The organism is Alteromonas sp. KUL106, from assembly GCF_009811415.1.
GTDB lineage: Bacteria > Pseudomonadota > Gammaproteobacteria > Enterobacterales > Alteromonadaceae > Alteromonas.
Window position 1 is genome coordinate 58,825 of the sequence record NZ_BLIG01000032.1, and the last position, 22,973, is coordinate 81,797.

General features: G+C 45.5%; 21 protein-coding genes. 9 read left to right on the forward strand and 12 right to left on the reverse strand.

Annotated elements, in window-relative coordinates; genetic code table 11:
* The first annotated feature begins 66 nt into the window (after nucleotides 1-66).
* From GVO63_RS11950 to GVO63_RS11960, 3 genes are all read left to right on the forward strand, one after another.
* Nucleotides 67-276, forward strand: coding sequence for a cold-shock protein (locus tag GVO63_RS11950; protein ID WP_012519905.1), 210 nt, complete (start codon nucleotides 67-69; stop codon nucleotides 274-276).
* A gap of 234 nt (nucleotides 277-510) precedes the next feature.
* Nucleotides 511-1,167, forward strand: a complete 657-nt coding sequence (locus GVO63_RS11955; protein ID WP_159580110.1) for a hypothetical protein — start codon at nucleotides 511-513, stop codon at nucleotides 1,165-1,167.
* Nucleotides 1,168-1,248: 81 nt separating this feature from the next.
* Nucleotides 1,249-1,731, forward strand: a complete 483-nt coding sequence (locus tag GVO63_RS11960; protein ID WP_159492938.1) for an Lrp/AsnC family transcriptional regulator — start codon at nucleotides 1,249-1,251, stop codon at nucleotides 1,729-1,731.
* Between the two features lie 201 nt (nucleotides 1,732-1,932).
* On the opposite strand, the gene GVO63_RS19525 is transcribed toward GVO63_RS11960, so the two are convergent.
* The 4 genes from GVO63_RS19525 to GVO63_RS11975 all read right to left on the reverse strand — a co-directional run bounded on the left by GVO63_RS19525 (nucleotide 1,933) and on the right by GVO63_RS11975 (nucleotide 5,448).
* Nucleotides 1,933-2,097 (reverse strand): hypothetical protein, encoded by a 165-nt coding sequence (locus tag GVO63_RS19525; protein ID WP_012519908.1) that lies wholly within the window; start codon nucleotides 2,095-2,097, stop codon nucleotides 1,933-1,935.
* 389 nt (nucleotides 2,098-2,486) lie between these two features.
* Nucleotides 2,487-3,494: a cytochrome d ubiquinol oxidase subunit II gene (locus GVO63_RS11965; RefSeq protein WP_159580112.1), complete on the reverse strand. Its 1,008-nt coding sequence runs from the start codon at nucleotides 3,492-3,494 to the stop codon at nucleotides 2,487-2,489.
* An 11-nt stretch (nucleotides 3,495-3,505) separates the two neighbouring features.
* The gene (locus GVO63_RS11970; protein WP_159580114.1) at nucleotides 3,506-4,879 is read right to left on the reverse strand and encodes a cytochrome ubiquinol oxidase subunit I; all 1,374 of its coding nucleotides are present in this window, start codon (nucleotides 4,877-4,879) and stop codon (nucleotides 3,506-3,508) included.
* 11 nt (nucleotides 4,880-4,890) lie between these two features.
* The gene (locus GVO63_RS11975) at nucleotides 4,891-5,448 is read right to left on the reverse strand and encodes a GbsR/MarR family transcriptional regulator (protein ID WP_159492941.1); all 558 of its coding nucleotides are present in this window, start codon (nucleotides 5,446-5,448) and stop codon (nucleotides 4,891-4,893) included.
* Between the two features lie 223 nt (nucleotides 5,449-5,671).
* Between GVO63_RS11975 and GVO63_RS11980 the strand changes: the two genes are divergently transcribed.
* The gene (locus GVO63_RS11980; protein WP_159580116.1) at nucleotides 5,672-8,398 is read left to right on the forward strand and encodes an ATP-binding protein; all 2,727 of its coding nucleotides are present in this window, start codon (nucleotides 5,672-5,674) and stop codon (nucleotides 8,396-8,398) included.
* A 109-nt stretch (nucleotides 8,399-8,507) separates the two neighbouring features.
* On the opposite strand, the gene GVO63_RS11985 is transcribed toward GVO63_RS11980, so the two are convergent.
* The 5 genes from GVO63_RS11985 to ubiD form a co-directional block, all read right to left on the reverse strand.
* The gene (locus GVO63_RS11985) at nucleotides 8,508-9,533 is read right to left on the reverse strand and encodes an ABC transporter substrate-binding protein (protein WP_159580118.1); all 1,026 of its coding nucleotides are present in this window, start codon (nucleotides 9,531-9,533) and stop codon (nucleotides 8,508-8,510) included.
* A 217-nt stretch (nucleotides 9,534-9,750) separates the two neighbouring features.
* Nucleotides 9,751-11,145 carry a M28 family metallopeptidase gene (locus GVO63_RS11990; RefSeq protein WP_159492944.1) on the reverse strand — a complete coding sequence of 465 codons (1,395 nt, stop codon included), beginning with the start codon at nucleotides 11,143-11,145 and terminating at the stop codon, nucleotides 9,751-9,753.
* Nucleotides 11,146-11,296: 151 nt separating this feature from the next.
* Nucleotides 11,297-12,643, reverse strand: a complete 1,347-nt coding sequence (locus GVO63_RS11995; RefSeq protein ID WP_159580120.1) for a hypothetical protein — start codon at nucleotides 12,641-12,643, stop codon at nucleotides 11,297-11,299.
* A gap of 316 nt (nucleotides 12,644-12,959) precedes the next feature.
* On the reverse strand, nucleotides 12,960-13,655 hold the full coding sequence (gene fre, locus GVO63_RS12000) for an NAD(P)H-flavin reductase (RefSeq protein WP_159580122.1): 696 nt from the start codon (nucleotides 13,653-13,655) through the stop codon (nucleotides 12,960-12,962).
* 99 nt (nucleotides 13,656-13,754) lie between these two features.
* Complete coding sequence (ubiD, locus tag GVO63_RS12005; RefSeq protein WP_159580124.1) at nucleotides 13,755-15,221, reverse strand: 4-hydroxy-3-polyprenylbenzoate decarboxylase; 1,467 nt, start codon at nucleotides 15,219-15,221, stop codon at nucleotides 13,755-13,757.
* 245 nt (nucleotides 15,222-15,466) lie between these two features.
* Between ubiD and GVO63_RS12010 the strand changes: the two genes are divergently transcribed.
* Both GVO63_RS12010 and GVO63_RS12015 read left to right on the forward strand, forming a co-directional pair.
* Complete coding sequence (locus GVO63_RS12010) at nucleotides 15,467-15,718, forward strand: TIGR02647 family protein (RefSeq protein ID WP_159492947.1); 252 nt, start codon at nucleotides 15,467-15,469, stop codon at nucleotides 15,716-15,718.
* A gap of 174 nt (nucleotides 15,719-15,892) precedes the next feature.
* A complete protein-coding gene (locus tag GVO63_RS12015) occupies nucleotides 15,893-16,537 on the forward strand; it encodes a tetratricopeptide repeat protein (RefSeq protein ID WP_159580126.1) in 645 nt (214 codons plus the stop codon).
* A gap of 107 nt (nucleotides 16,538-16,644) precedes the next feature.
* Here the strand turns inward: GVO63_RS12015 and GVO63_RS12020 are convergent, their stop codons facing one another.
* The 3 genes from GVO63_RS12020 to GVO63_RS12030 form a co-directional block, all read right to left on the reverse strand.
* Nucleotides 16,645-17,211, reverse strand: coding sequence for a cytochrome b/b6 domain-containing protein (locus tag GVO63_RS12020; protein WP_159580128.1), 567 nt, complete (start codon nucleotides 17,209-17,211; stop codon nucleotides 16,645-16,647).
* A 101-nt stretch (nucleotides 17,212-17,312) separates the two neighbouring features.
* Nucleotides 17,313-17,594, reverse strand: coding sequence for a PepSY domain-containing protein (locus GVO63_RS12025; RefSeq protein WP_159492950.1), 282 nt, complete (start codon nucleotides 17,592-17,594; stop codon nucleotides 17,313-17,315).
* A 313-nt stretch (nucleotides 17,595-17,907) separates the two neighbouring features.
* Nucleotides 17,908-18,822 carry a LysR family transcriptional regulator gene (locus GVO63_RS12030; RefSeq protein ID WP_159580130.1) on the reverse strand — a complete coding sequence of 305 codons (915 nt, stop codon included), beginning with the start codon at nucleotides 18,820-18,822 and terminating at the stop codon, nucleotides 17,908-17,910.
* 122 nt (nucleotides 18,823-18,944) lie between these two features.
* Here GVO63_RS12030 and GVO63_RS12035 point away from each other — a divergent pair, with 122 nt between their 5' ends.
* The 3 genes from GVO63_RS12035 to GVO63_RS12045 all read left to right on the forward strand — a co-directional run bounded on the left by GVO63_RS12035 (nucleotide 18,945) and on the right by GVO63_RS12045 (nucleotide 22,762).
* Entirely contained in the window at nucleotides 18,945-20,393 is a 1,449-nt protein-coding gene (locus tag GVO63_RS12035; RefSeq protein WP_159580132.1) for an NAD-dependent succinate-semialdehyde dehydrogenase, read from the forward strand.
* Between the two features lie 19 nt (nucleotides 20,394-20,412).
* Nucleotides 20,413-21,696, forward strand: coding sequence for a 4-aminobutyrate--2-oxoglutarate transaminase (gene gabT / locus GVO63_RS12040; protein WP_159580134.1), 1,284 nt, complete (start codon nucleotides 20,413-20,415; stop codon nucleotides 21,694-21,696).
* A 187-nt stretch (nucleotides 21,697-21,883) separates the two neighbouring features.
* Nucleotides 21,884-22,762 carry a LysR substrate-binding domain-containing protein gene (locus GVO63_RS12045; RefSeq protein WP_159580136.1) on the forward strand — a complete coding sequence of 293 codons (879 nt, stop codon included), beginning with the start codon at nucleotides 21,884-21,886 and terminating at the stop codon, nucleotides 22,760-22,762.
* The last annotated feature ends 211 nt before the right edge of the window (nucleotides 22,763-22,973 follow it).

Here is a 22,973-nt window from a genome sequence, read left to right on the forward strand (position 1 = left end):
GACTTTAAAGAACTAAGTTACACGCGCTTATGCGCAATTTAATATGATATTTGAGGTCTATACGACATGTCTAAAGTTACAGGCACAGTTAAGTGGTTCAACGCTGATAAAGGTTACGGTTTTCTAACACAAGATAATGGCGGCAAGGACGTTTTCGTTCATTTCCGTGCAATTATCTCTGACGGTTACAAAACGCTTCCAGAAGGTCAGCGAGTAGAATTTGAAGTTGAAGAAGGTCAAAAAGGTCTTCAAGCTGCTAACGTGCAAGCTATCTAAGAATTCAAAAACGGCGGTCATTAGACCGCCGTTTTTCTTTCTACACCTTAATTCAAAACTCACCTTTCATACCTCAACCGTTTTATCTTCAAGCTGCCAATCAAGTAATGCGTAGCCGCTTACCCTCTTGATGCTTACCCTGATGACTGCTTAATCAGCAGTAGCAAATATTGCGTCGCAATAGACTTTAATGCTTTACTCACCGTATCAAAGACATTTTCCACGGAGAGCTCAATGCAAATTACCGTTTTCTTGCGAGTATTGTTTATCACGGCACTTTTAGTTCTTACCACGCAGTCTGTCAACGCTGCCCCCCAGCCAGCATCTCAGCCTTTGAATGAGGCTGATGACAACGTATTGGCTGTAGTGTTAGAAACCAAGGTTACTCGCGCAGACGTATTGCCCAATGAGAAAGAGCAAAAAGAGATAAAGGAACAGGCTAAAGAAAACTTTAGCGAAATGCTCGATTATATTATTCGTGTAAATGCGTCGACGAAAATCTATGAACTGATCTTAGATGATTTTGCTGACAAAAAAGGGATTGAACTTAACGAGGCACTTGTAAGCAAGTTTAGTGAAAAGTTCGCCAACCAAGTGTCTAAGGAAACCGACGGCAAGTCTATCGAAGAAATTGCGCGAAAACAGGTTATGCAATACCAAACCGAAAAAGCCATGTTTGAAGAGTTTGGCGGACGGGTAATATTCCTTCAATCTAATCCGCAAATGCCAATTGATGCATACAATGCGCTGCTCACTCGCTATCGTGAAAATGGTCAATTACAGATAATGGACGAGGCATTGAAAGAATCATTCTGGGATGTTTTCACACCTCCATTTCAATATGAAATTGCGCCGGAAAACGTGGATTTTACTCAACCATGGTGGCTTTAGTGAGAGACGAGAACACGATAGCTATCAAACTATTCAATGTCGTTGTGCAGTGTATCTTTATGAAAAGATCGGCTTACCGCTATGCGAAATGATAAAAACATGAACATAGATGCTATTGATAAGGCTATTTTGGGGTGGCTTCAAAACAATGCTGAGACACCGGTTGCAGAAATCGCGGAGCAAATAGGCCTAACGGTCACGCCGTGCTGGCGTCGTATCCAGAAACTCGAAGAAAAAGGGTTTATTTCAAAACGCGTTGCGCTGTTGCAAGCAAGGCAGCTTGGTCTCACTATGACGGTGTTTGTGCAAGTGAAAGCAGGTCGACATGATGGGAAGTGGCTTGCTTCGTTTGCCAAACACGCCGCTTCGTTCGATGAAGTGGTAGAATGCTATCGAATGTCGGGAGAATATGATTATTTGCTCAAAGTGTTAGTCACTGATATGGACTGCTTTGATCATTTTTATAAACGGCTTGTCAACGGCATTGAGTTTTCGGACGTGACATCAAGCTTCGCTATGGAACAAATTAAATACACCACGGCGGTGCCATTAAATCACCTTTAGTCGATATGGTATCAACGAAAGTGAAGGGTAAAGGGAAGCCTTGCGTGTCTTCATTCTGGGAATTTGAAAGGGAACAGCCACTCCTGCATTCCCACGCTTCACTAGGAAACTTGCCAGCACCTTGTGAGTGGGTAATTATCTATGCGGATTGGTATTAGAGCAGGCAAAAAAATAGGGCCGGTTTGACGGGCCCCATATTAATTAATGATTTTGGTCTTCAACGTGCTGTTCGGCGAATATCTTGGATTTCTTTTTGATTTTACATCCTAAGATACGCTGCGCATTCTTTCTGCCGATATAATGGGCTACCGGATAGGGGTGTGCGCGCTTGAAGAACCTTGAGATTGAATGGAATACATTTTCCATAAATTGGCTCCTTCTAGTAAAAATTGCCCCAAATAAAATGTACTAATATTACAGTTTGATGTCAACAACGTTTTGATCGTTTTTTTGCATGGCGTATTGCTTACATTTCCCAAGTGAGGATCTACGCTGATCTAACGCTATTACTTATTTTTATTGCCTGACGAGGTGAAAGGATCATTTTTTATAGACTTTAGTTTAGGGTCTGTCGATAAAACGTGCATTCAGCAAAGTAAGGGAAAAAAGAAAACGCGATAGCTGGGGATCATACCGAGATCATGATCCCTCAGCATTATCATAACGCCCAAAAGAGAGCGAACACCACTAAATACTAGAAATGTTCGCTATTGCTAAAAATAATTGCTGTCAGGTTAGGGTGTAGCACTATTGCCTTAGTAATAAGATAGCTTTTCAGACTTGCCTGAGAAGATTTTATACACCATCGCAGTATAGGCGAGAATGATCGGAACAACGATGACTACACCGACTAATAGAAACCGTAACGAGCTTGCGTCGCTCAGTGCGTCTGAGATCGTCATCTGCCCTGGTATGATGAACGGATAGTAGCTAATTGCAAACGCGCTGAAACAAAGTAAAAAAACCAATAGTGCGATAAAAAACGGCAGCCATTCGCCTTTTCCGTCAGCGTCTGGCAGCTTCTTTAATAAAACGCCGCATAGCGCTAACAGTGCAAAACACGTCACTGGAATAGCAAACAGCACGTAGCCTAAGGGGGCAGATAGCCACAATTCTCGAACCGAATCGTGCAACGTCAAGTTCGCAATACTCACTGCAATGATACCTAACGCGAGTACACCTAAGCCTCTGCGTGCCCAATAATACGCTTTCTGCTGTAGTTCTCCTTCGGTTTTTAAAATTAGCCAACAAGACCCGATAAAGGCGTAGGCAGCAGTCACCCCAAAAGCGGCCAGTAGTGCAAAGCCCTGTGCCCACATATCTGTACGAAGTCCCGTTACGTAAATCCCCAACATATAGCCTTGAGCTAATGTGGTAAGCAAAGAGCCGTACTTAAATACCAAGTCCCATTTTCGCTTTTTTACTTGCACGACTTTGGCCCTAAAATCGAATGCCACGCCGCGGAGTATCAGCCCTAGCAACATAAAAGTAGCGGGTAAATAAAGGGTTTGTAGTACTTCACTGTGTGCCTCTGGAAAAGCAATAAGTAATAGCCCGATAGCGAGGACTAGCCACGTTTCGTTTGCATCCCAGTAGGGCCCAATAGAAGCAATCATGTCATCGCGGAAGGTTTCAGTCCTTGGCGGTATCAGTACACCCACGCCTAAATCATAGCCATCTAAAATGGCATACAGTAAAACCGATAATCCAAGTAACCCTACATAGATATTACCGAGCATTTCTGCTGATACATTCTCAAACATCTTTGCTCTCCTTAAACGGTGCTAGGATCGGGATCGCTAGGCTGCATTTTAGCTTTCGCAACTTCGCGTTCTTCCGTTGTAATTTCTTCTATTTCAACGGCTCTTCTGCACATCAACATTAACGTTCCCATATACGCTATGAGCAACACCGTATAAATGATCAAGTACAGTGTGAACGACACTGCAATGTTCCCAGGGGGAAGTTGCGTTACTGCGTCAGAGGTTCTCAGCACGCCGCTCACCAAATATGGCTGCCTGCCTATTTCAGTGACATACCAGCCAGCAAGGGTAGCAATCCAACCGCTAAAGGCCATGCCGGCGAAAGTACGTTTCAGCCATAAAGGAAAGTCTTTTTTGCGCATAAGATACACACTGCCTATCCATGACACCGCAAGCATCAGCATTCCCATACCTACCATCACCCTGAAGCCAAAAAACACAGGCGCGACAGGAGGGTGCTCCCCTTCAAACTCATTAAGCCCTTTGATTTGACCTTTTAGCTCATGGGTAAGTATTAAGCTTGCGCCGTAAGGAATAGGAATTTCAAAATGGTTTTCTTTACTTTCCTCATCAGGTATTGCGAAAAGTAGCAAAGGTGCACCTTCAGTGGTTTCCCAAAGGCCCTCCATTGCCGCTACTTTTTGCGGCTGGTGTTCAAGGGTATTTAAACCGTGCATGTCGCCTGCAAATATTTGCAGCGGTATTAAAACAGCAGCAGTATAAGTGGCTGTTTTAAGGGCAAGCTTCGGTGCTAATTTATCGTCGCCTTTAAGCATACGATAGGCAGATAAACCTGCGATGAGGAAGCTTGCCGTCAGCCCAGATGCAAGCATCATGTGCACAAATCTGTAGGGGAAAGAAGGGTTAAAAATAATCTCTTTCCAATTGGTGGCATACACTACGCCATCAACGACTTCAAAACCCTGTGGGGTTTGCATCCAGCTGTTGAGCGCTAATATCCAGAAAGCAGAGGTTGTAGTGCCCAGGGCAACGATAAGCGTAGAAGCCGTATGCAGCCAGTTGGGAACACGGCGAATACCAAATAGCATGATGCCCAGAAACGTGGCTTCTAGGAAAAAAGCAGTGAGGACTTCGTAACCTAACAGCGGGCCAGCAACATTACCTACTTTCTCCATGAATCCCGGCCAATTGGTGCCGAATTGAAAAGACATGGTCACACCGCTCACAACGCCAAGCGCAAAGCTCAGTGCAAAAACACGTACCCAAAAGCGGTACATGCGCATCCAAACAGGGTGACCTGAGGTGTTTGAGCGCAATTTGAAATAAAATAAAAACCATCCCATGGCCATCGTGATGGTTGGAAATAAGATATGAAAGCTAATATTTAGCGCAAATTGTAAACGAGACAGCAAGAATGCATCCACAGAAGGCCCCCTTAGTTAACGCTGTTTTTTCCCGGAAGTAGCTTATCCTTAAGCTCGAGCATACGGCCTACGCCAGAACCTAATTTCATCAGCGTGTTCAGTTTTTCAGGTCCAAGGTTTTGAAGTTCTTGCGACCATGCCGTAATTGATTCGAGTAAATCGTGAATTTCGTTCAGTTTGTGTTGAGCATTGGCTTCTTTTTCATTGGCCGGAGTATCAAGTAAAAGGTCGCGCAACAAGCTCATGGTCGGGTCTATTTCACGCTTTCTCCGTTCTTCAAAGACGCGATTGGCAAGCGTCCAAATATCGCCCGCAGGCACGAAGAACTCTTTTCTTTCGCCAGGCACTAATTGTTGTTTAACCAAGCGCCAAGACTGGAGCTCTTTTAACCCCATACTGGTATTGCCTCTGGAAATATTAAGGGCGTCCGCAATTTCTTGCGCTGCAATAGGTTCTTCATTCAACACGATGAGAGCAAGAATTTGTCCCACTGTTCTATTGAATCCCCAGCGACTACCCATTTCGCCAAAATGCATAACTGCGGAGGTAATTAGCGGTGTCATTTTCATTTTGATATTCCAGAAGTTTCAGAAATTACTGAAAGTTTATTGCGCCAAATCAAAAAAAACAAGATTAATTTTGGTTTATGAGCGATTTTTAATAAGGAATTTAATGAAAATTAATTAGGAGGGCGAAGCGATAAAACATGATCTTTATTGTGTAACTTGTTATCGTGGCACTGATTATTTATCCACTACGAAAGTTCGCTTTCCCATTTTCTCGGCCAAGGCAATGCAACACATTACAGATACAAATACAAAGCCGCTTCAGAACTGTGAAGATGAAGCCATTCATTTAATCGAAAGTGTTCAAAGCTTTGGATACGTTATAGCGATAGATCCTGAATCAAAAAAAATCCAAGTTTTCAGTGAAAATATCAAAGACCTATTTAAGGTTGATATTATCCCCAATCAAACGCTCATCACTGAACTTATCGATATTCCTTCACCGGACGCCCCCACTTTCCAAAACATATATGAGACGGTTAAAGGTGGAAATATTCGCCGTGCATATCAGTGGAAGTTTACTCAAAACGCGCTTTGGCTCGACAACTGGGAAAAAGAAGGTAGTGGGGTCGCATTTGACTCTAACGGTTTGCTCGTCATTGAATTAGAGCCAACCCCACAGCTTAGTTATGAAGCCGCCCAGCGGTGGGTGCCGATGGATGTTGATATACGTACGCTGTTACCCGATGTAGATGATTGTGATTCAATCAATGATGTAGCAGACGCTATCGCAAAGGTATTTAAGCAATATATCGGCTTTGATTCTGTGATGGTTTATCAGTTTGACAACGATTATTGCGGAGAAGTCATTGGCGAAGCCAAAGTCGGTTCTTCACGCTCTTTTAAAGGCCTAAAGTTTCCCGCCTCTGATATTCCCAGTCAAGCGCGTGAGTTGTATCTGAAAAATAGGGTGCGCTGTGTTTTTGATGTTGAAGAGACGCCAATTGGCTTAAATCCTTGTATTAAAGAGTCAGGCCGTCCGGCTATTGATTTATCAATGTCGATGGTACGCTCTGTTTCCCCGGTTCATATTACGTATTTGAAAAACATGGGCATTCGCTCTTCGTTTTCTGTTTCCCTTGTATTTGAAGGAAAGTTATGGGGCTTATTGGCCTGTCACAATAACGAGCCTAAGTACATAGACCAGAAGAAACGATTAGTATGTGAATCGCTTGGTCATCTTTACGCGTGGCAATTGCATACAAAAGCGCTACATGAAAAGAAAGAGCAGTTTCAAATTCGACAGCGTAAGCTAAATATCATTATTCATCAGCTAACAAGCTATCAAAACCCGCTAGAAGCGATTACTCAAAAAGAAGCCGGGCTATTGGATGTGGCCAACGCATCTGGCATGGCGGTTATAACGCCGTTTGATAAATACTTAGTGGGCAGAACACCGTCTGAAAAAACATTAACGAAGCTACTTGATAAACTGGTCATTGCCAATTCGGAAGAATCAATCGCGATCAATAAGTTAGCTAATGAAGTCACCGATGACTGTGACCTTAACGGTATTCGGGGAATGTATATATCATGTGTGTCGGCTAAGCTAGGGTATTATACGGTATGGTTCAGAGAGCCTAAAGATCGGACCATACGCTGGGCCGGGAGAGACGCCGCAAAAAAAGATATTGGTAAATCACTCACACCTCGCAACTCCTTCGATTTGTACCTGCAGAGCGTTGCGGATGAGTCAGTGGCATGGACAGAGGACGACCAGCTAATCATAGAAGGTTTCGACCACCTGTTTATTCCTTATGCGCTAAGTTTGAAAGCGTCTTTAGACAAACAAATCAGTAAGCTAGAAGAGTTAGATAAAGCGAAAGATCAATTCCTTGCCAGTATTTCTCATGAACTGCGCTCGCCACTTAATTCTATCGTTGGGTGGACCGATTTGGCGCTAATGGATGTAAAAAATGTTGATAGGATGACTGACGCATTAGGGGTGATAAAACGTGCAGCGTCTACTCAGGCAGCGTTAATAAACGACATTTTAGACCTCTCTCGCATTATTTCAGGCACAATGAAACTCAGTATCCATTCTTTGAATATCGCATCGTCAATTTCAGAAGTGGCAAAGTCCTTCGAGGCAGGGTTCGTTAGCAAGAATATTAAGCTCTCTATAAACTGCGAAGACGAGCACACCCAAATTTTAGGTGATAATTTGCGTATTAAGCAGGTCATCAACAACTTGCTAAGCAATGCGCTTAAGTTCACGTCTAAAGGTGGCACAGTACATGTGCGCGGAAAGCGAGAGCACTCTAACTACCTGTTTCGTGTTAAAGACAATGGCAAGGGAATGACCCAAGACCAAATAGCCCGAGTATTTGAACGTTTTTACCAAGGTAAAAATGAGCATAATAAGTACGGCCTTGGGTTGGGGCTATCCATTGTGAAAAGCTTAGTAGAAATGCATGGCGGCGAAATTTACGCAGAAAGTGATGGGCTCAATTCAGGAACCACCTTTTTTGTGTCGTTGCCCATAGCCCCACTGAGCTTGCACGATGACATAATTGAAACGAAAAATACGGAAATTAGCGACTTGACCGAGTCTTTGCGTCTTAGTGGCTTGCGCATTTTAGTGGCGGAAGACGAGCAAGATGCCAGAGATTTCATTAAGTTGTTTTTGGAGTCAAACGGTGCCCGCGTTAACGTGGCGAAAAACGGTTTGTTGGCGTGGAAAGAGCTCAACGATATGCCAGAAGCGTTTGACCTTTTACTGTCTGATATTGGCATGCCTGAATTGGACGGGTTGGGGCTTGTCACTAAAATTCGCGCAAGTGAGGTTCCGGAAATAGCCAAGCTGAACGCGGTAGCGTTAACGGCGTATGCATACACGTCAGACAGGGTAAAAGCGCTCAAAGCAGGCTTTAACAACTATGTTTCTAAACCCGTAGACGGCGAAGAGCTGCTGACTATTTTGGAAATGTACCTACCCGAAACGGCTCATTAAAACGTAAGCTGTTATCAACACGAGCCTGACAACGTTCATATGTGCGCCTTTGGTAGCAACGAGTTACCAAAGGCGTTTTATTTACATTGTTAATTAGTCTATTAGCCCTCTACCAGCGACGCAGCAGGCGTTGATATGTGGTTTTATCTAGCAAAGAGGACCTAGGCGAGGATGCATCGTTAAGGGTGAGGTAGCCCCGTGCATCGTCTAGCGAATCGTAACCTTTACCATCTATATAAAATCTACTGTCAGGTGATGTTGACTTTCCGTCGAGAGAATAAGCAGTAGCTAGGCTGTCAGAGGGGCGCGTGATATCGCTGTGTCCAATAAAGTCTGCAGTACCGTCACCGTCCACATCTTTTGTTAACCATGGCAGCGAGAGCGGGCCGTTAAATTCTCCATTTTTCTGCATTAGCGATACTGTTTGATTAAACTGTTCAACCAAGGTTTCCCCGTTGGCAAGGTCTTTTCTGACAGCAAGCTGAAAGCCCGTTTTTGCGAGCGGTTTGGCAGAAAAATGCAGGGTTTCCTCGTTGTCGTTTGCCAATAAAATATTGAGTTCGCGAGCAAGGAGTTCAGTGGTTAATAAAAAGGGAGCACGGTCATCGGCAAGTTGACGGAAAGCGTCAAAAGTACTTGGATTGCGCGACCATTTTATCTCTTTAAGCGTTCTGAACGTGGGTGTGTTTGCAAAGCGGTTTTCAATGGCAACACGATTATCTTTCAGGTGGGGAAACAGCTTTACGCTTTCTACATCTGGATTTTTGCTGACTGCGTATAAGTATATAGGCAGATAAACGTCTGACAGGATCAGATGACCATTGTCTTCGCCTAAATTAATGTAAGCGAATTCACCATCTAGCTTACCGGTAAGCACTGAGCTGCCCAAGAACGCATCGCGCATGACGCGAAGCTCTATGTCCAACCCTGCTTTTTCAAACACGCTTTCCAATAGCCTATTGATGCGAGCGGGTTCACCGTCGTCGCTGATATAGGTTTCAAATGAGGACGCGCCAAGGGTTGTAGGCGCTGCATGAAGAGCAACAACCATGCAACAATAAAGCGCTAGGCCTACGCCCAAAAACAGGAAGCGACGAGTTGAAAAGGAAAGCGGGAAAGCGTTACATCTTGCCAAAATTGAACTCCGTACTGCAACCGTGCATTAACTACACTCTAATGCAGTTAGCCGTTTAATTCCAATAAACTCGCCCTTGGCTAAATTAACAAAATGTAAGCGACATCAATATTTTGCATATTGTGTCGCTTACATGGCAAGTGAATGAGGGCGATGATGGATGTACTAAAAGCCGCACGGCCACATGCCACACCAGCATGGGCTAACGTTACACAATCTATTCACCGAAACTTCCTGCGGGACCTGGATACACCACGACGCTCTCAACACCCTCGTTGTTAACGCTGGCAACGCCAAAAAAGTAATTGTCGATAACCACGTTTTCAAGCACTGCTTCTGTGACGTTACCTACATATTTACTGTATTCCCACTGTGGCGCGTCTGTATGACGCCAGTACACTTTATAGCCCTTAAGCTGTGGATTTTGCTTGGCATCTAACGCATCCCACTTTAGGGTCGTTGAAGGCTGAACAGCGCCAGCGATTTCTACATTTGCCGGTGGGTTTGGTGCCCACGCCATAGCAGCAAGGGAAACGGCGTTTAGTCCGGTTAGTTTAGCGGCGTAATCAAAGTCTACACCGTCCAATGTATCGCCGTATTCAATACCGTTTTCAACGCGCAGGTCTTGGTGCTGACGCGTGTAGTTTTCGTTGGTTTCCATGATGCGGATGCCCGGGTAGCCTAAGTCATTAAACGGGCGATGGTGGCCACCACGACCAAATCGGTCTAAACGATAGATCACCATGGTGTCCAAATTCTCAATGTACTTATCGGCAATGTTATCGATATAGCGGGCAAGGTTGCGGCTTGGCGAGTCGACTTCACCACCGGTGAAACGGCGCATGCGCGCCTCTTTTTCGGTTTCCGTCACCCGCGTTCCTTCAGCAAACAAACGAGCGGTAGTGTTATTAATTACACCGTTAACCCCTTCAATATTGCCAATCATATCGTTGTTGAGTACCGCTTTAATTCGCCAGCCGTCTTCTTTGGCTTTATTCGCCATTATACGGCCGCCGAAAAGGCCTTGTTCTTCGCCTGAAAGGGCGGCATACACAATACTGCCGTTAAATTTGTATTTGGATAGAACTCGTGCGGCTTCAAGGGTACCGGCAACACCTGAGGCGTTGTCGTTTGCACCGGGTGAATCAGACGTGAAATCCATCACATCAGACACCCGTGAATCGATGTCGCCAGACATGATCACGTAGCGACCCGGGTCTGTGGTGCCGCGCTGAATGGCGATAACACTCACGACTTCTACTGGGTCGGGAATACGCTTCTCACCGCTGATGACTTCCGACTGGTAGTACACTTCTAAGCAGCCACCACATTCTTGTGAAATTTTATCAAACTCAGACTTTATCCAACGTCGCGCTGCGCCAATACCACGGGTATCAGATTTGGTGTCCGATAGGGTATGGCGAGTACCAAAGTTCACCAGCGTTGTGATGTCTTTTTCAATGTTTTCGGCGGAAACATTTTTAGCAATATCGTAAAGTGCCTGTTGCTGTTCGGTTTGGGCGAAAGCTGCAGTAGATAATGTTAGCGCAATTGCGGGAGCAATTTTTCGTAGCATAAGGTTTGTAAGATAAAAGGGCTGTGATTTATTCATTGTTTTCTCCATTTTCTGCACAGACCATACTGAATGCGTCGAAAATGGACAATGAATATCGATGTAATTAACTTTATTTAAGAGGAATACAATATATCGGCACGAAACACTCCGTGCCGATATATTTATAGTTTACAAGACTTAAGCTTGTTTAAAAATCGAAGTAAACAATACCGTAAGCGGTAACATCATCATTTTTAAGTGACTCAAGATAATTAGTCGTGCTTTGCACATCATAAGCTTCCAGTGATATGTAACCCGACGCAGGCTCTTCATCGAAATCGAAGTTCGAGGATAGGGGAAAGTCGACGCCCTCAATGTCTAAGTTCTCTAAAATTGCAAGAGAACCCTTATTGGGGGTGGTTAACTGGAAATAGTAAAGCAGATTACCAAAAGAATCATTTCCAGACATGGTAATGGTTACTGAATCTGCCCCTAACGCCGACAAGTCATAACTTTCATCATTAAAGAATGTTAAAACTTGTTCGGAAAATAAATCATAAGACATCATTGATAAGTCTAATGACTCAGTGTGGGTTGAAGGTACTGTTACCTGTCCCCCCGTATAGATGGATACTTGAACATCTGTGCCTTCACTGCTAAAGCTGTCGAACTCGAAATTGTAAGCATCGATATACGTTTCAGGCGTGTCAAAGATAGGAACTGAAGGTGAAAGTTCCGCTACATCCCAAACTTGCATATTATCAGCATAATGCAGCCAGCCATCTTTTCGCCCGCGCAGCACAACGCGCAGACTTGAGTTACTGTTCACGTTATTATTGAGCACCGAAAAAGGTACTTTTCTAACAAGCTCGGCGTTATTGACTACAAATGTTTCATCAAAACTGTAGTCACTAAGGACAGCAGTGTAATAAGTTTCAGCCGGTTCTTCTTGTACGCTAGTTAGCGTAAGGGCAATGTCTGGCCACTCGCCGCCAGCAGGTCGACAGACGTTAGCTTGAGCCAAGCCGTCTGTGTCATTAATATCGAAAGCGGAAGCCGATGTCGTGGTAGAAACGACGACACTGGCCATGGGCGAGGCAACGGGAACGCTACTAATATCGAACGTCACATTATTGCATTCGCACGCGTCACCGTTGCCAAAATCTGCGGCGATAATACGCGTATTTTTTATTTTATCTGCGGTGATGTCTACGTAGGTATGTACGCGAGGATAGGCAGTTTCACCCCAATAGCCAGCACTTAACATTGTATACGTTGCCACACCGGCATAATCGATAGCGATATTTCCGTCATCGTCAGCTTCATAGACAGCAGCTACTGCACCGCTGTCGTCATGGCGAATAACCATCGCGTCGGTTTGTGGCGTTAACTCGCCGCATGAATTAAAGTAATTTGCACTAACCACATGCTCGAAGTTTGACGTAGGCGGAGTGCTTCCGTTGTTGTTAGTAGGAGGTTGTGATGAGCTACCACCGCCACATCCGGCAATAGCAGCCGCTAGGCCTGTTATTATCAGTTGTTTGTTGTACTTCATATATTTTGCTGAAAGGCGTAGTAGTAGGCTGGACACATGTCTAAGCAGCGCGGACTGCTAAAATCAAACTGGTTACCCTACCAATACTTCCAATTCCCTATGTTTTTGTATTTGATCTGTTGGATGAATTTTGATGTTAGCAGTTTTTTAGAAGTGAAAACAGACGGCTTTTATTTGACTTAATTTAAGTAAGAAGATGGGATGAGTAAACGGAACGCCATGTCGACCATATGTAGTTTTGTGTGGTCAACATGACGGACTAGAGGTAGATAGAGTGCTCACGACATGAGCATTGTTTTCTATTTATATTTCACGCTTAAATAAACGCAAACGCGTCACCAAATAGGTTCTCAACTTTTAGGCCGCGCTGCGTAAAATCATCGCGCACCACTTTCGCCATCTCAAAACGACCTGCAACGTATACCTGGATATTGGAAAAATCGGCGTGATCTGCCATGACTGCATGATGAACCCAACCTGTTCTGCCTTTCCATTCATCACAAGCAAATTCAACAACCGGCACAAAAGTGAAGTGGTCGTTTGCTTCAGCGAGTGCAGTGAGTTTGTCGGCTAAATACAAATCAGATGCGTGCTTTCCACCCCAATACAGAGTCAGTGGCGTTTTGTCACCGCTGTTAAGATGCTCTTGCAGAATTGAGTAGGTATACGAGAAGCCCGTTCCCCCCGCAATCAGTACCATGGGCAGGCCGTTGCTTTGCAAAAAGGCATTGCCATTACCCACATTGACCGTGATTTCGCCATCTGTGCGCATACGCGCAAGCACTTCACCTGCATAGCTGTTGCCAGGCTCTGCGCCAATATGAAGTTCAATGCGGCGGTTATCATACGCAGCATTGGCAATAGAGAATGGACGCATATCCTTTTCGCCCATAACAACCATGGCGTACTGACCCGCTTTAAATTCAACCGGGCTTTCTGGTGTTAATTCAACTTTTTGTACCACTTCGGTTAAAGGCGTGATGCTTGCAACCTTACACTTAATTTCTGACATGTATTCTCTTTTAACCTTCTTGCTTAGCGTGTCGCCTTTACATGCGCTCTTAAAAAGCGCACGCATCAATGCAAAATAAAATAGCGCTGATATTGGGTTCTACATAATACCAAGACTGTCCCAAATATCATCAACGTGTTTCTTGACGTCTTCGTCCATCACAATAGGTACGCCCCACTCGCGGTCGGTCTCGCCGGGCATCTTATTGGTAGCGTCCATCCCCATTTTTGAGCCAAGGCCTGACACCGGTGACGCAAAATCTAAATAGTCGATAGGGGTGTTTTCTATCATTACCGTATCGCGGGCAGGGTCCATACGTGTGGTGATAGCCCAAATTACATCATTCCAGTCGCGCGCGTTGACGTCATCATCGCACACTATCACAAATTTCGTGTACATGAACTGACGCAAGAACGACCACACACCCATCATGACCCGTTTCGCGTGCCCTGGATATTGTTTCTTCATGGTTACCACAGCCATGCGATAAGAGCAGCCCTCGGGGGGGAGGTAGAAATCGACGATCTCAGGAAATTGCTTTTGCAAAATAGGGACAAACACTTCGTTAAGCGCAACACCTAAAATAGCCGGCTCATCAGGCGGGCGGCCTGTGTAGGTTGAATGATAGATAGGGTCTTTACGGTGCGTAATATGCGTTACGGTAAACACAGGGAAATCGTCAACTTCGTTGTAATACCCCGTGTGATCGCCATAAGGGCCTTCAGGTGCGGTTTCATCTTGGGCAATATAACCTTCAAGCACAATCTCTGCGCTGGCAGGAACTTGCAAGTCGTTGCTGATAGACTTAACCACTTCGGTTTTATCACCGCGCAATAAGCCTGCAAAAGCGTATTCAGACAAGGTGTCGGGGACAGGCGTAACCGCACCCAATATTGTAGCTGGATCAGCGCCAAGGGCCACTGATACCGGGTAGGGTTCACCCGGGTGAGTTTGACACCACTCACGAAAATCAAGGGCGCCACCACGGTGTGACAACCAGCGCATTATGAGTTTGTTTTTACCAATAACCTGCTGACGATAGATACCTAAATTCTGACGCTTTTTATGCGGTCCTTTCGTTACGCTCAATCCCCACGTCACCAACGGCGCAGCATCTCCCGGCCAACAGCGCTGTACTGGGATTTTCGATAGGTCTACGTCGTCACCAGTGAGCACCACTTCCTGACAGGGGGCTTTCTTGAGCACTTTAGTAGGCATATTCAGTACTTGCTTAAACACTGGCAATTTTTCCCAAAGGTCTTTCAAGCCTTTAGGGGGCTCAGGCTCTTTCAAATACGCCAACAGTTTGCCGACTTCACGCAGTGCTTCAACCGAATCCTGACCCATGCCCATCGCCACGCGCTCCGGCGTTCCAAATAAATTGGCGAGTACGGGCATAGTGTGGTTTTTTGGGTTCTCGAATAATAGGGCTGGGCCGCCAGCTCGCAATGTGCGATCTGCAATTTCCGTCATTTCTAAGTCGGTGTCTATGGGCTGGCTAATGCGTACTAGTTCGCCCTTAGCTTCTAATTGGCGAATAAAGTCGCGTAAATCTTTGTATTTCATCAGTGCAGGTGTATCCACGAATGTAATTTATGGCAAGAATATACTATTTAGCGTTAAAGTCCGATCAGTAAGCACTGCTAATCTGCGATTAAACCTTTTACAGACAAATTAACCTTTACAGACGCCCTGTTTCTGTGTGATATAAGAAAGCGTTAAAAAATTTAACAAATCCAGGCTGTGTCTTTCTTCACTGTATACTGTGTATCTGAAGAGAAGCAGGCCTACCTTTTGCCTAAGGTGGTTACATGAGCTCATTCGATCAGGACATGCTAGACGAATTAAATTTGCTGCTTAAGTTCCCTACAGACAGTTTACTACAAGGCCTTAAAATTCATCACGACGCGAGTCAAGCAATGGTCAACGCAGCATCACGGTTGTATTCAAAGGGGTTAGTGACTCAGCCCGATGGTGGCTATCTCACTGATTTAGGCATTGACCTTGCCGATCATGCCCGTCACATCCAGTCAGCATTGTGCCCGAGAAAAAGCGGCCATTAGGTGTTTTAAATGGGGAAATGGTTCTTCTTCAAGAAAGGCCTTACGCCCTATGAAAACAGTTAATACTGAGCTACTTTCTAGGAATTTTGTAAAGAACGGTATGTCTTAGTTAAGATAATCTACATTACGTCGATAACTTAACTAAGACACTGCATTCATCATAAAATTTTTGCTATGAAACGTTTTTTATCTACCGCTTTATTTATGTGCGCTTCAGCGACAGGCTTTTCCGCGTGTGCGCTTGAAGGTGAAACAATTGAAGAGCTTCGCGCTGTTCAGCTTTACAGCCAAGACGCATTAATCGATATGATCAATGCTAATACGCATTTAGATAAAGTAGTGGAAGATAGATGCCAGCTTGTGCAGGACATTGAAGCGCGCGCCGACGTCCTCAAAGTACCTGCTTACCAGTTCTTATGGGGCGATATGCTAGCATGGGGCGTATGTGTTGATGCTGCGCCGGCGCGAGGCATTGGCTACATGGAAGACGCTGCCAATCAAGGCTTGCCAGCAGCGCTTGAGCAACTTGGGCGTTATTATGCTAAGGGCACGCTTGTGCAGCAGGATAAGTCTCGTGCCGTTGTGTACTTGCGAGAAGCTGCGGCGCTTAAAAACTTGAAAGCACAAATCAGGTTGGTTGAATTATTTTTAGAGGGCTACGGCAGCCCTTATGACTACCAAGATGCCTATCATTGGCTGTATAACTCAATAACCAATGATAAAAAGCAGCATCAGCAAATAGCGTCTTATCTCGCGCGTTTGGAAAAGTTAATGCATCCAAAAGCAGTGCGCGAGGCCAAGCGTCCCATGGACAGCTAAACAATTCCAGTGGTTTAAACAGTGAGCCTTTCTTTTACCGCTCCGTGCTATTCATCCTATTGAGGGAAGGAAATCAACTGACAACAGAAATCGGTCACGCCGATAACCTAACGCTTTCGCCAGCCGCTGAGCATGGGGCGTACAAGTTGAATATTGCCCACGTATTGCACGACAAACACTGCGCCAATATGCACTAAAACGCAGGCGTACAGCACATCGGCCATCATGCCGTGTATCCATTCCAACGTGCTATTGCCAAACATCGCATCTATTTCTTCCATCATAAAACCGGAAATACCTAATCCCAGCATAAGAGCAATAACGGCAATCACCATAAGCCAGCCAAAGGGGTTGTGACCATGGTGGGTTGGTATTTGCTTTTGTTTTAAGTGCTGGATATGTTCACTAAAGGATTGCTTGTTCAGCGAAATGTTGGAAAAGCTCGCGTTTGACGAGTTGCTTTGGTGCGTGTTCTCTTTGTTTGAATAGAAGCCCCAAACAACGCGCGTGAATATGAGTGCTAGTGCAATGTAACCGGCTATTTCATGATAAAGCCGGCCTGGCTCTACAATAAAGTAATTAGTAATAAAAGCCGCAACAATGCCCCAGTGACACACGCGAACAATCCTATCCCAAACGTAAATTTCTGATGGCGTGTCTTTCGCTTTTTTCATTACGTGCTCTTTTTAAGTTAAAACAAAAACGCTGCAATAGTTTGCAGCGTTTTTATCAAATGTTAAAGCAAGCGGCCTATGTACAGCCTGCTAAAACACACTTAGTGCATTTCTTTCTTAACAATGCTGCCATCAACCGGGTTGAAGTAAATTTCAACTTTATTCTCTTCTTTATCGAAGCCGTAAATTTCGTAGCAGTTGCCGCCAGTCACTTTAAACTCATTAATTTTGTAGCCTTGCGCTAGCAGCTGTGCCTGAAACGCATCTTGGTTTTGCCATTCTGCTTCCGGTGCAGTAGTGCATTGCGTTGTGCCATGCTCTGAGCTACACGCGCTTAATAAGGTCGCAGCGCCAATAGCTGTAGCCATCATAAGTTTTTTCATTGCAGTCTCCATTTCGCTTTTTGGTTAAATGTTATTGCTGTCCTAGACTAATAGTGTACTGAGATAGTTCTTTCGTGCATAGGGGCTGCACAACTTTGTTATACAGAATTGGGGCCTGTTCGGTTTCCTAACGGCTGACAGAATATTTGTCACAAAATTGCTTCCAATATGTCGACTATGGTTCATCGAACCGTCTCAAAAGCGCTTAATTAATCAAGCGCTTTCATGACCCTAGTCACATCACCTTAACTATACCTTAACTGTATCTAAATCACCTGAGCTCTCAATTTTCGAGAATACAGAAATAGAGAGGTCAGTTATCCTGAAGCTCTTGCATAAACAAGTTCACTATACGTTGGTTGGCCAGTGGCTTTTTTCTGATGGCATGATAATCATTGGTGTAGCTTAACACGTCAGGTAGCAGCGGCTGCAGTTTATCGCTGTAGCCCAACATGGAAACAAAGTGCTCTGGCAGATAGCCTATGTACTTACCGGTTAACAGCAGGGCAATGCGGGATTCCTGTTGGTGGGCCCGTGCAGTGATTGGCCAGTTTTGATGAATGTCACCAGGCTCGCGCCCCACCACCATACGGGGAGATTCAACAATCCCGTAGGCGCGAACTTGCTCAACAGTTAACTTTGCGTGTTGATGTAACGGGTGGTGGCGCAACGCATATAAATGCATGGTCTCACGAAACAACGGTGTTGCGTCTAACGCACTGTTTGAACGTGACAGCACCGTAATACCAATATCGGCTCGGCTCTGTAATACGGCTTCTTCTACTTCATCTGAGCCAATGGTCGACAGACTCAACGACACTTTAGGGGCTTTGTCGGAAAAAGACTCTAGTGCACGAACGATTGTCCCGTTATGGATCCCAGGAATATGCTCAGCCAATGCCAGATTTAAGCTGCCTAGAATTTGTTCGTGACTTTGGTTTACCACCTGTTTAAACGCTTCCATTGAGTTAAACAGGTTGCGGGTCGCGTTGTGCACCACTTCACCTTGCTCGGTCAAACGAAAACCGGAGCGCCCTCGTTCACACAGCTTCATGTCCAGACGCTTCTCTAAATTAGAGATGTGATTAGAGATAGTGGAATTTGCCAAGTTAAGCGTTAATTCAGCGGCGGTATACCCACCCGCTTCAACGACCGCTAAAAATATTCTTAGCTGTCGAATATCCAAATCGGTCAAATTTCCAGCCAGTATCGCTTTGTTTTTACCCATACATTTGCAAATTCAAAAGTGAATAATGATAAACAATTATATAAGCAAAAGTATCGTGGGGCTATGCTGCATTTAAAGTTTAACGCCGTGCCTCAGGCACCCTTGGTTTAAAGGATCTGATTATGCAACCCCACGCGTTACAAACGCTCATTAAAAATGGCTCGTACATTAATGGTCAATGGCAAGCTAGCCAGCACACGTTTGATGTCAATAATCCGGCGACGGGTGAACTGGTGGCCCGTGTGGCAGATGCGACAAAAGACGATGCACTGGCGGCAATCGAAGCAGCAGATATGGCCTTTAAAAGCTGGTCAAAAACCACCGCGGCAGAACGCGCCTCGCTATTAAGAAAGTGGTTCAACCTTATGATCGAGCATGCAGACACGCTGGGTCATTTGTTAACGCTTGAGCAGGGTAAGCCTGTGGCTGAGGCTATCGGCGAAATCAAATATGGTGCTGCGTATGTTGAGTGGTTTGCAGAGGAAGCTAAACGGGTCTATGGCGATACCATTCCGGGGCCGTCTCCAGATAAACGTGTCGTTGTTATCAAGCAGCCCGTGGGTGTTGTTACTGCGATCACACCTTGGAACTTTCCGAATGCCATGATCGCTCGTAAAGCCGCCGCTGCACTTGCGGCAGGTTGTACTTTTGTGGTTCGCCCAGCCTCCGAAACTCCCTTGTCAGCACTGGCCATGGCCGAGCTGGCGGAGCAAGCCGGAATACCCGCAGGCGTGTTGAACATAGTCACAGGTACGCAGGCTTCCGATATCGGTAAAGTACTTACCCAGCATCCCCGCGTGGCGAAATTTACCTTCACGGGTTCAACCGGTGTAGGTAAGACCCTCATTGCTCAGTGCGCAGATGGCGTGAAAAAGGTGTCCATGGAGCTTGGCGGAAATGCGCCGTTTATCGTTTTTGACGATGCGGATATAGACGCCGCCGTAGACGGCGTCATAGTGTCGAAATACCGCAACGCCGGGCAGACATGTGTATGCACAAACCGCATTTACGTGCACGACAGTGTACATGACCAGTTTGTTGAAAAACTCATTACCAAAGTCAGCGCGCTTAAAGTGGGCAACGGTCTGGATGAAGGGGTGAATATTGGCCCGCTTATCCATCAAAAAGCGGTGCAGGGCGTAAAGCGATTGCTTGATGATTCCGTCGAGCAAGGCGCAAAAGTCGTGTTTGGCGGTGCGCCACAAGATGGCTCTAATTTCTTTGCTCCTACGGTTGTCACCGGGGTAACACAGCAAATGCCGCTAGCCGTAGATGAAATCTTTGGGCCAGTTTCAGCCATATTGCGATTCAACGAGGAAAGTGAAGTCATCGCCCAAGCGAATGACAGTGAGTATGGGCTTGCCGCGTATTTTTACAGCCGCGATATCGGCCGAGTGTGGCGTGTAGCCGAGCAGCTTGAATTTGGCATGGTTGGAATAAACGAAGGCGCTATTTCAAACGCTGCGGCGCCATTTGGCGGTGTTAAACAATCAGGCAATGGTCGTGAAGGCTCCAAGTATGGTTTGGAAGATTATCTAGAAATTAAATATTTGTGCATGGGCGGCATTTAAGCAGTTAGAGGGTAAAGCAATGAAAAATCAATCACTACAAGAAAGAAAAGTACAGGCGTTTGCCCGCGGTCAGGGCAATGCTTATCAAGTTTACGTTGAACGTGCACAAGGTTCGGAAATGTGGGATGTGGAAGGTAATCGATACATCGATTTCGGTACCGGCATCGCAGTGTGTAACACCGGGCACAGCCACCCAAAAATCGTTGAAGCTGTGAAAAAGCAGGTTGATAAGTTTAGTCATACCTGTGTCATGGTAAATCCATATGAAGTGGCCGTTGAACTGGCTGAAAAACTTAACGCTGTTGCACCGGGCGATAGCGAAAAACGCGCAATTTTTGTGACCACAGGTGCTGAAGCGGTCGAAAACTGTGTGAAAATTGCACGTGCTCACACCGGTCGCCGCGGTGTAATCGCGTTCAACGGTGGTTTTCATGGTCGTACTAATATGACGATGGGGTTAACCGGTAAAGTAACGCCGTATAAAAATTTATTTGGTCCTTTCCCGGGTGATATCTACCATGCGCCTTACCCTAATGCGCTTCATGGCGTAAGCGTTGAAGATGCACTTAAAGGTATTGAAAACCTATTCAAAGCCACTATTCCCGCGCAGGATGTGGCCGCTATTATTTTGGAGCCGGTTCAAGGTGAAGGTGGGTTTTACGCAGCACCGGTTGAATTCATGCAAGCGCTTCGCACGCTGTGCGATGAGCACGGTATCGTATTGATCAGCGATGAAATTCAGTCTGGCTTTGCCCGTACAGGTAAAATGTTTGCCACTGAATATGCCGACATAGAGCCAGACCTCATCACCATGGCAAAAGGCATCGCGGGTGGTTTCCCGTTAGCTGCTGTCGTTGGCAAACAACATATTATGGATGCATCACACCCAGGTGGACTTGGCGGAACATACGGTGGCTCGCCGGTAAGCTGTGCGGCAGCGCTTGCGGTGCTAGATATTATTGAAGAAGAGCAGTTAATCAGCAGTGCAAACACCATTGGCGAAACCTTCTTGGCAAGATTGAACGAACTTAAGGCGCAATTTCCAGCGCTTATCAGTGAGGTTCGCGCCAAGGGAGCAATGATTGCATTAGAGCTTTGTGAAGACGGCGATGCAGACAAACCGAATACACACCTGACACAGCGGCTTATTGCCAATGCAGCAAAGCACGGCTTGGTGCTGCTTGCGTGTGGTTATTATGGTAATGTTATTCGCTTTTTGCCTGCGCTTACCATTACTTCCCAAGTGCTTGAAGAAGGTCTGGACAAGTTCACAACACTGTTTACCGAGCAGGCAAGCGTTTAACGTCCCTGCAATAAAAAGAACGCAAAACGTTGTGACTGCCAACCGGTTATAACAGGAGCCTTTTTCGCCTGACTTGCGCACTTCTCAATGTTGATGATAGTTTGCATGCTTGTTATTTTTTCTCACAAAATATAGTATTTTGTGAGAAAAATTCCATCGGCATAAATGACCAACAGCGAGAAGCAAAATGGACAGGCGGAAACTTCCTCTTTCGGCGTTAAGGGCGTTTGAAGCAGCAGCGCAAACCTTGCATTTGGGTAAGGCCGGTGAACAACTGGGCGTTACCCACGGTGCTATAAGTCATCAGATAAGAGCACTGGAAGAGCAGCTCGGCGTGGTCCTGTTTTCACGGGCCAATAATAGAATGGCGCTAACGGCTGCGGGTATCAGTCTGTATGACTCAGTACGCGACGGCTTTGACTTAATCGCCGATGGCGCGCGCCATTTAAGTCGCGATAAGATGAGTGGGACCTTGCATATAGCCTGTACTCAGACAATGGCGACATGCTGGGCAACCAAACACATTTGTGAGTTCAGCGAGCACTATCCCAACATAACCATTCAAGTGTCGGTCATCGACGCAATGCAAACTCAGATCCCAAAGGACATCGATATTGCGTTGTGCTATGGCAAACCTCAAGAAGATGAACGGCAGGTGAGCATGCTGGTCTCACCCCCGCTTTTTCCTGTGTGCAGCCCCACATTGCTCAATAAAATCGGTCACAATATCAGCGTTCAACGATTAGTCGAACACACTTTGATCCACGAAGGGCATGGTCAATGGCCTCGTTGGTTAGAGCAGTATAATGCGCGTCGAACCCCCGCTAATAATATCTATTTCTCTAATACTAGTCAGGCTATCGCCGCCGCTTCCCAGGGCTATGGAATCGCGTTGGCAAACAGCTTTGAAACCCTTGAGTTCATTAAAAACGGACAATTAGTTCAGTGTATGAACAAGCCGCTCGATGAGCCTCATAACTATTACATTTTGCGCCAACCTGATGCTTATCTTCCACTTAAAGTGAGGTTGTTTGAAGAGTGGATCATGCGTGCGCTGCACAGCTGATCAGACCAATTTACCAATTGGAAATTTAAATAAGACGTGCACCTCCTGCTTTGTCTAAGTCTGTGAGTTTAATTCACAGGGGTGGATAATTTTTATCCATTGTTTACTGCGAGTGGTAACGCTAGTTTGGATAGCGGGTAAACTATATCCGGAAAACAAAAACGAGCCACTTGATGCCCGTTACCGGATGCAAAAAATAATAATCGCCAGT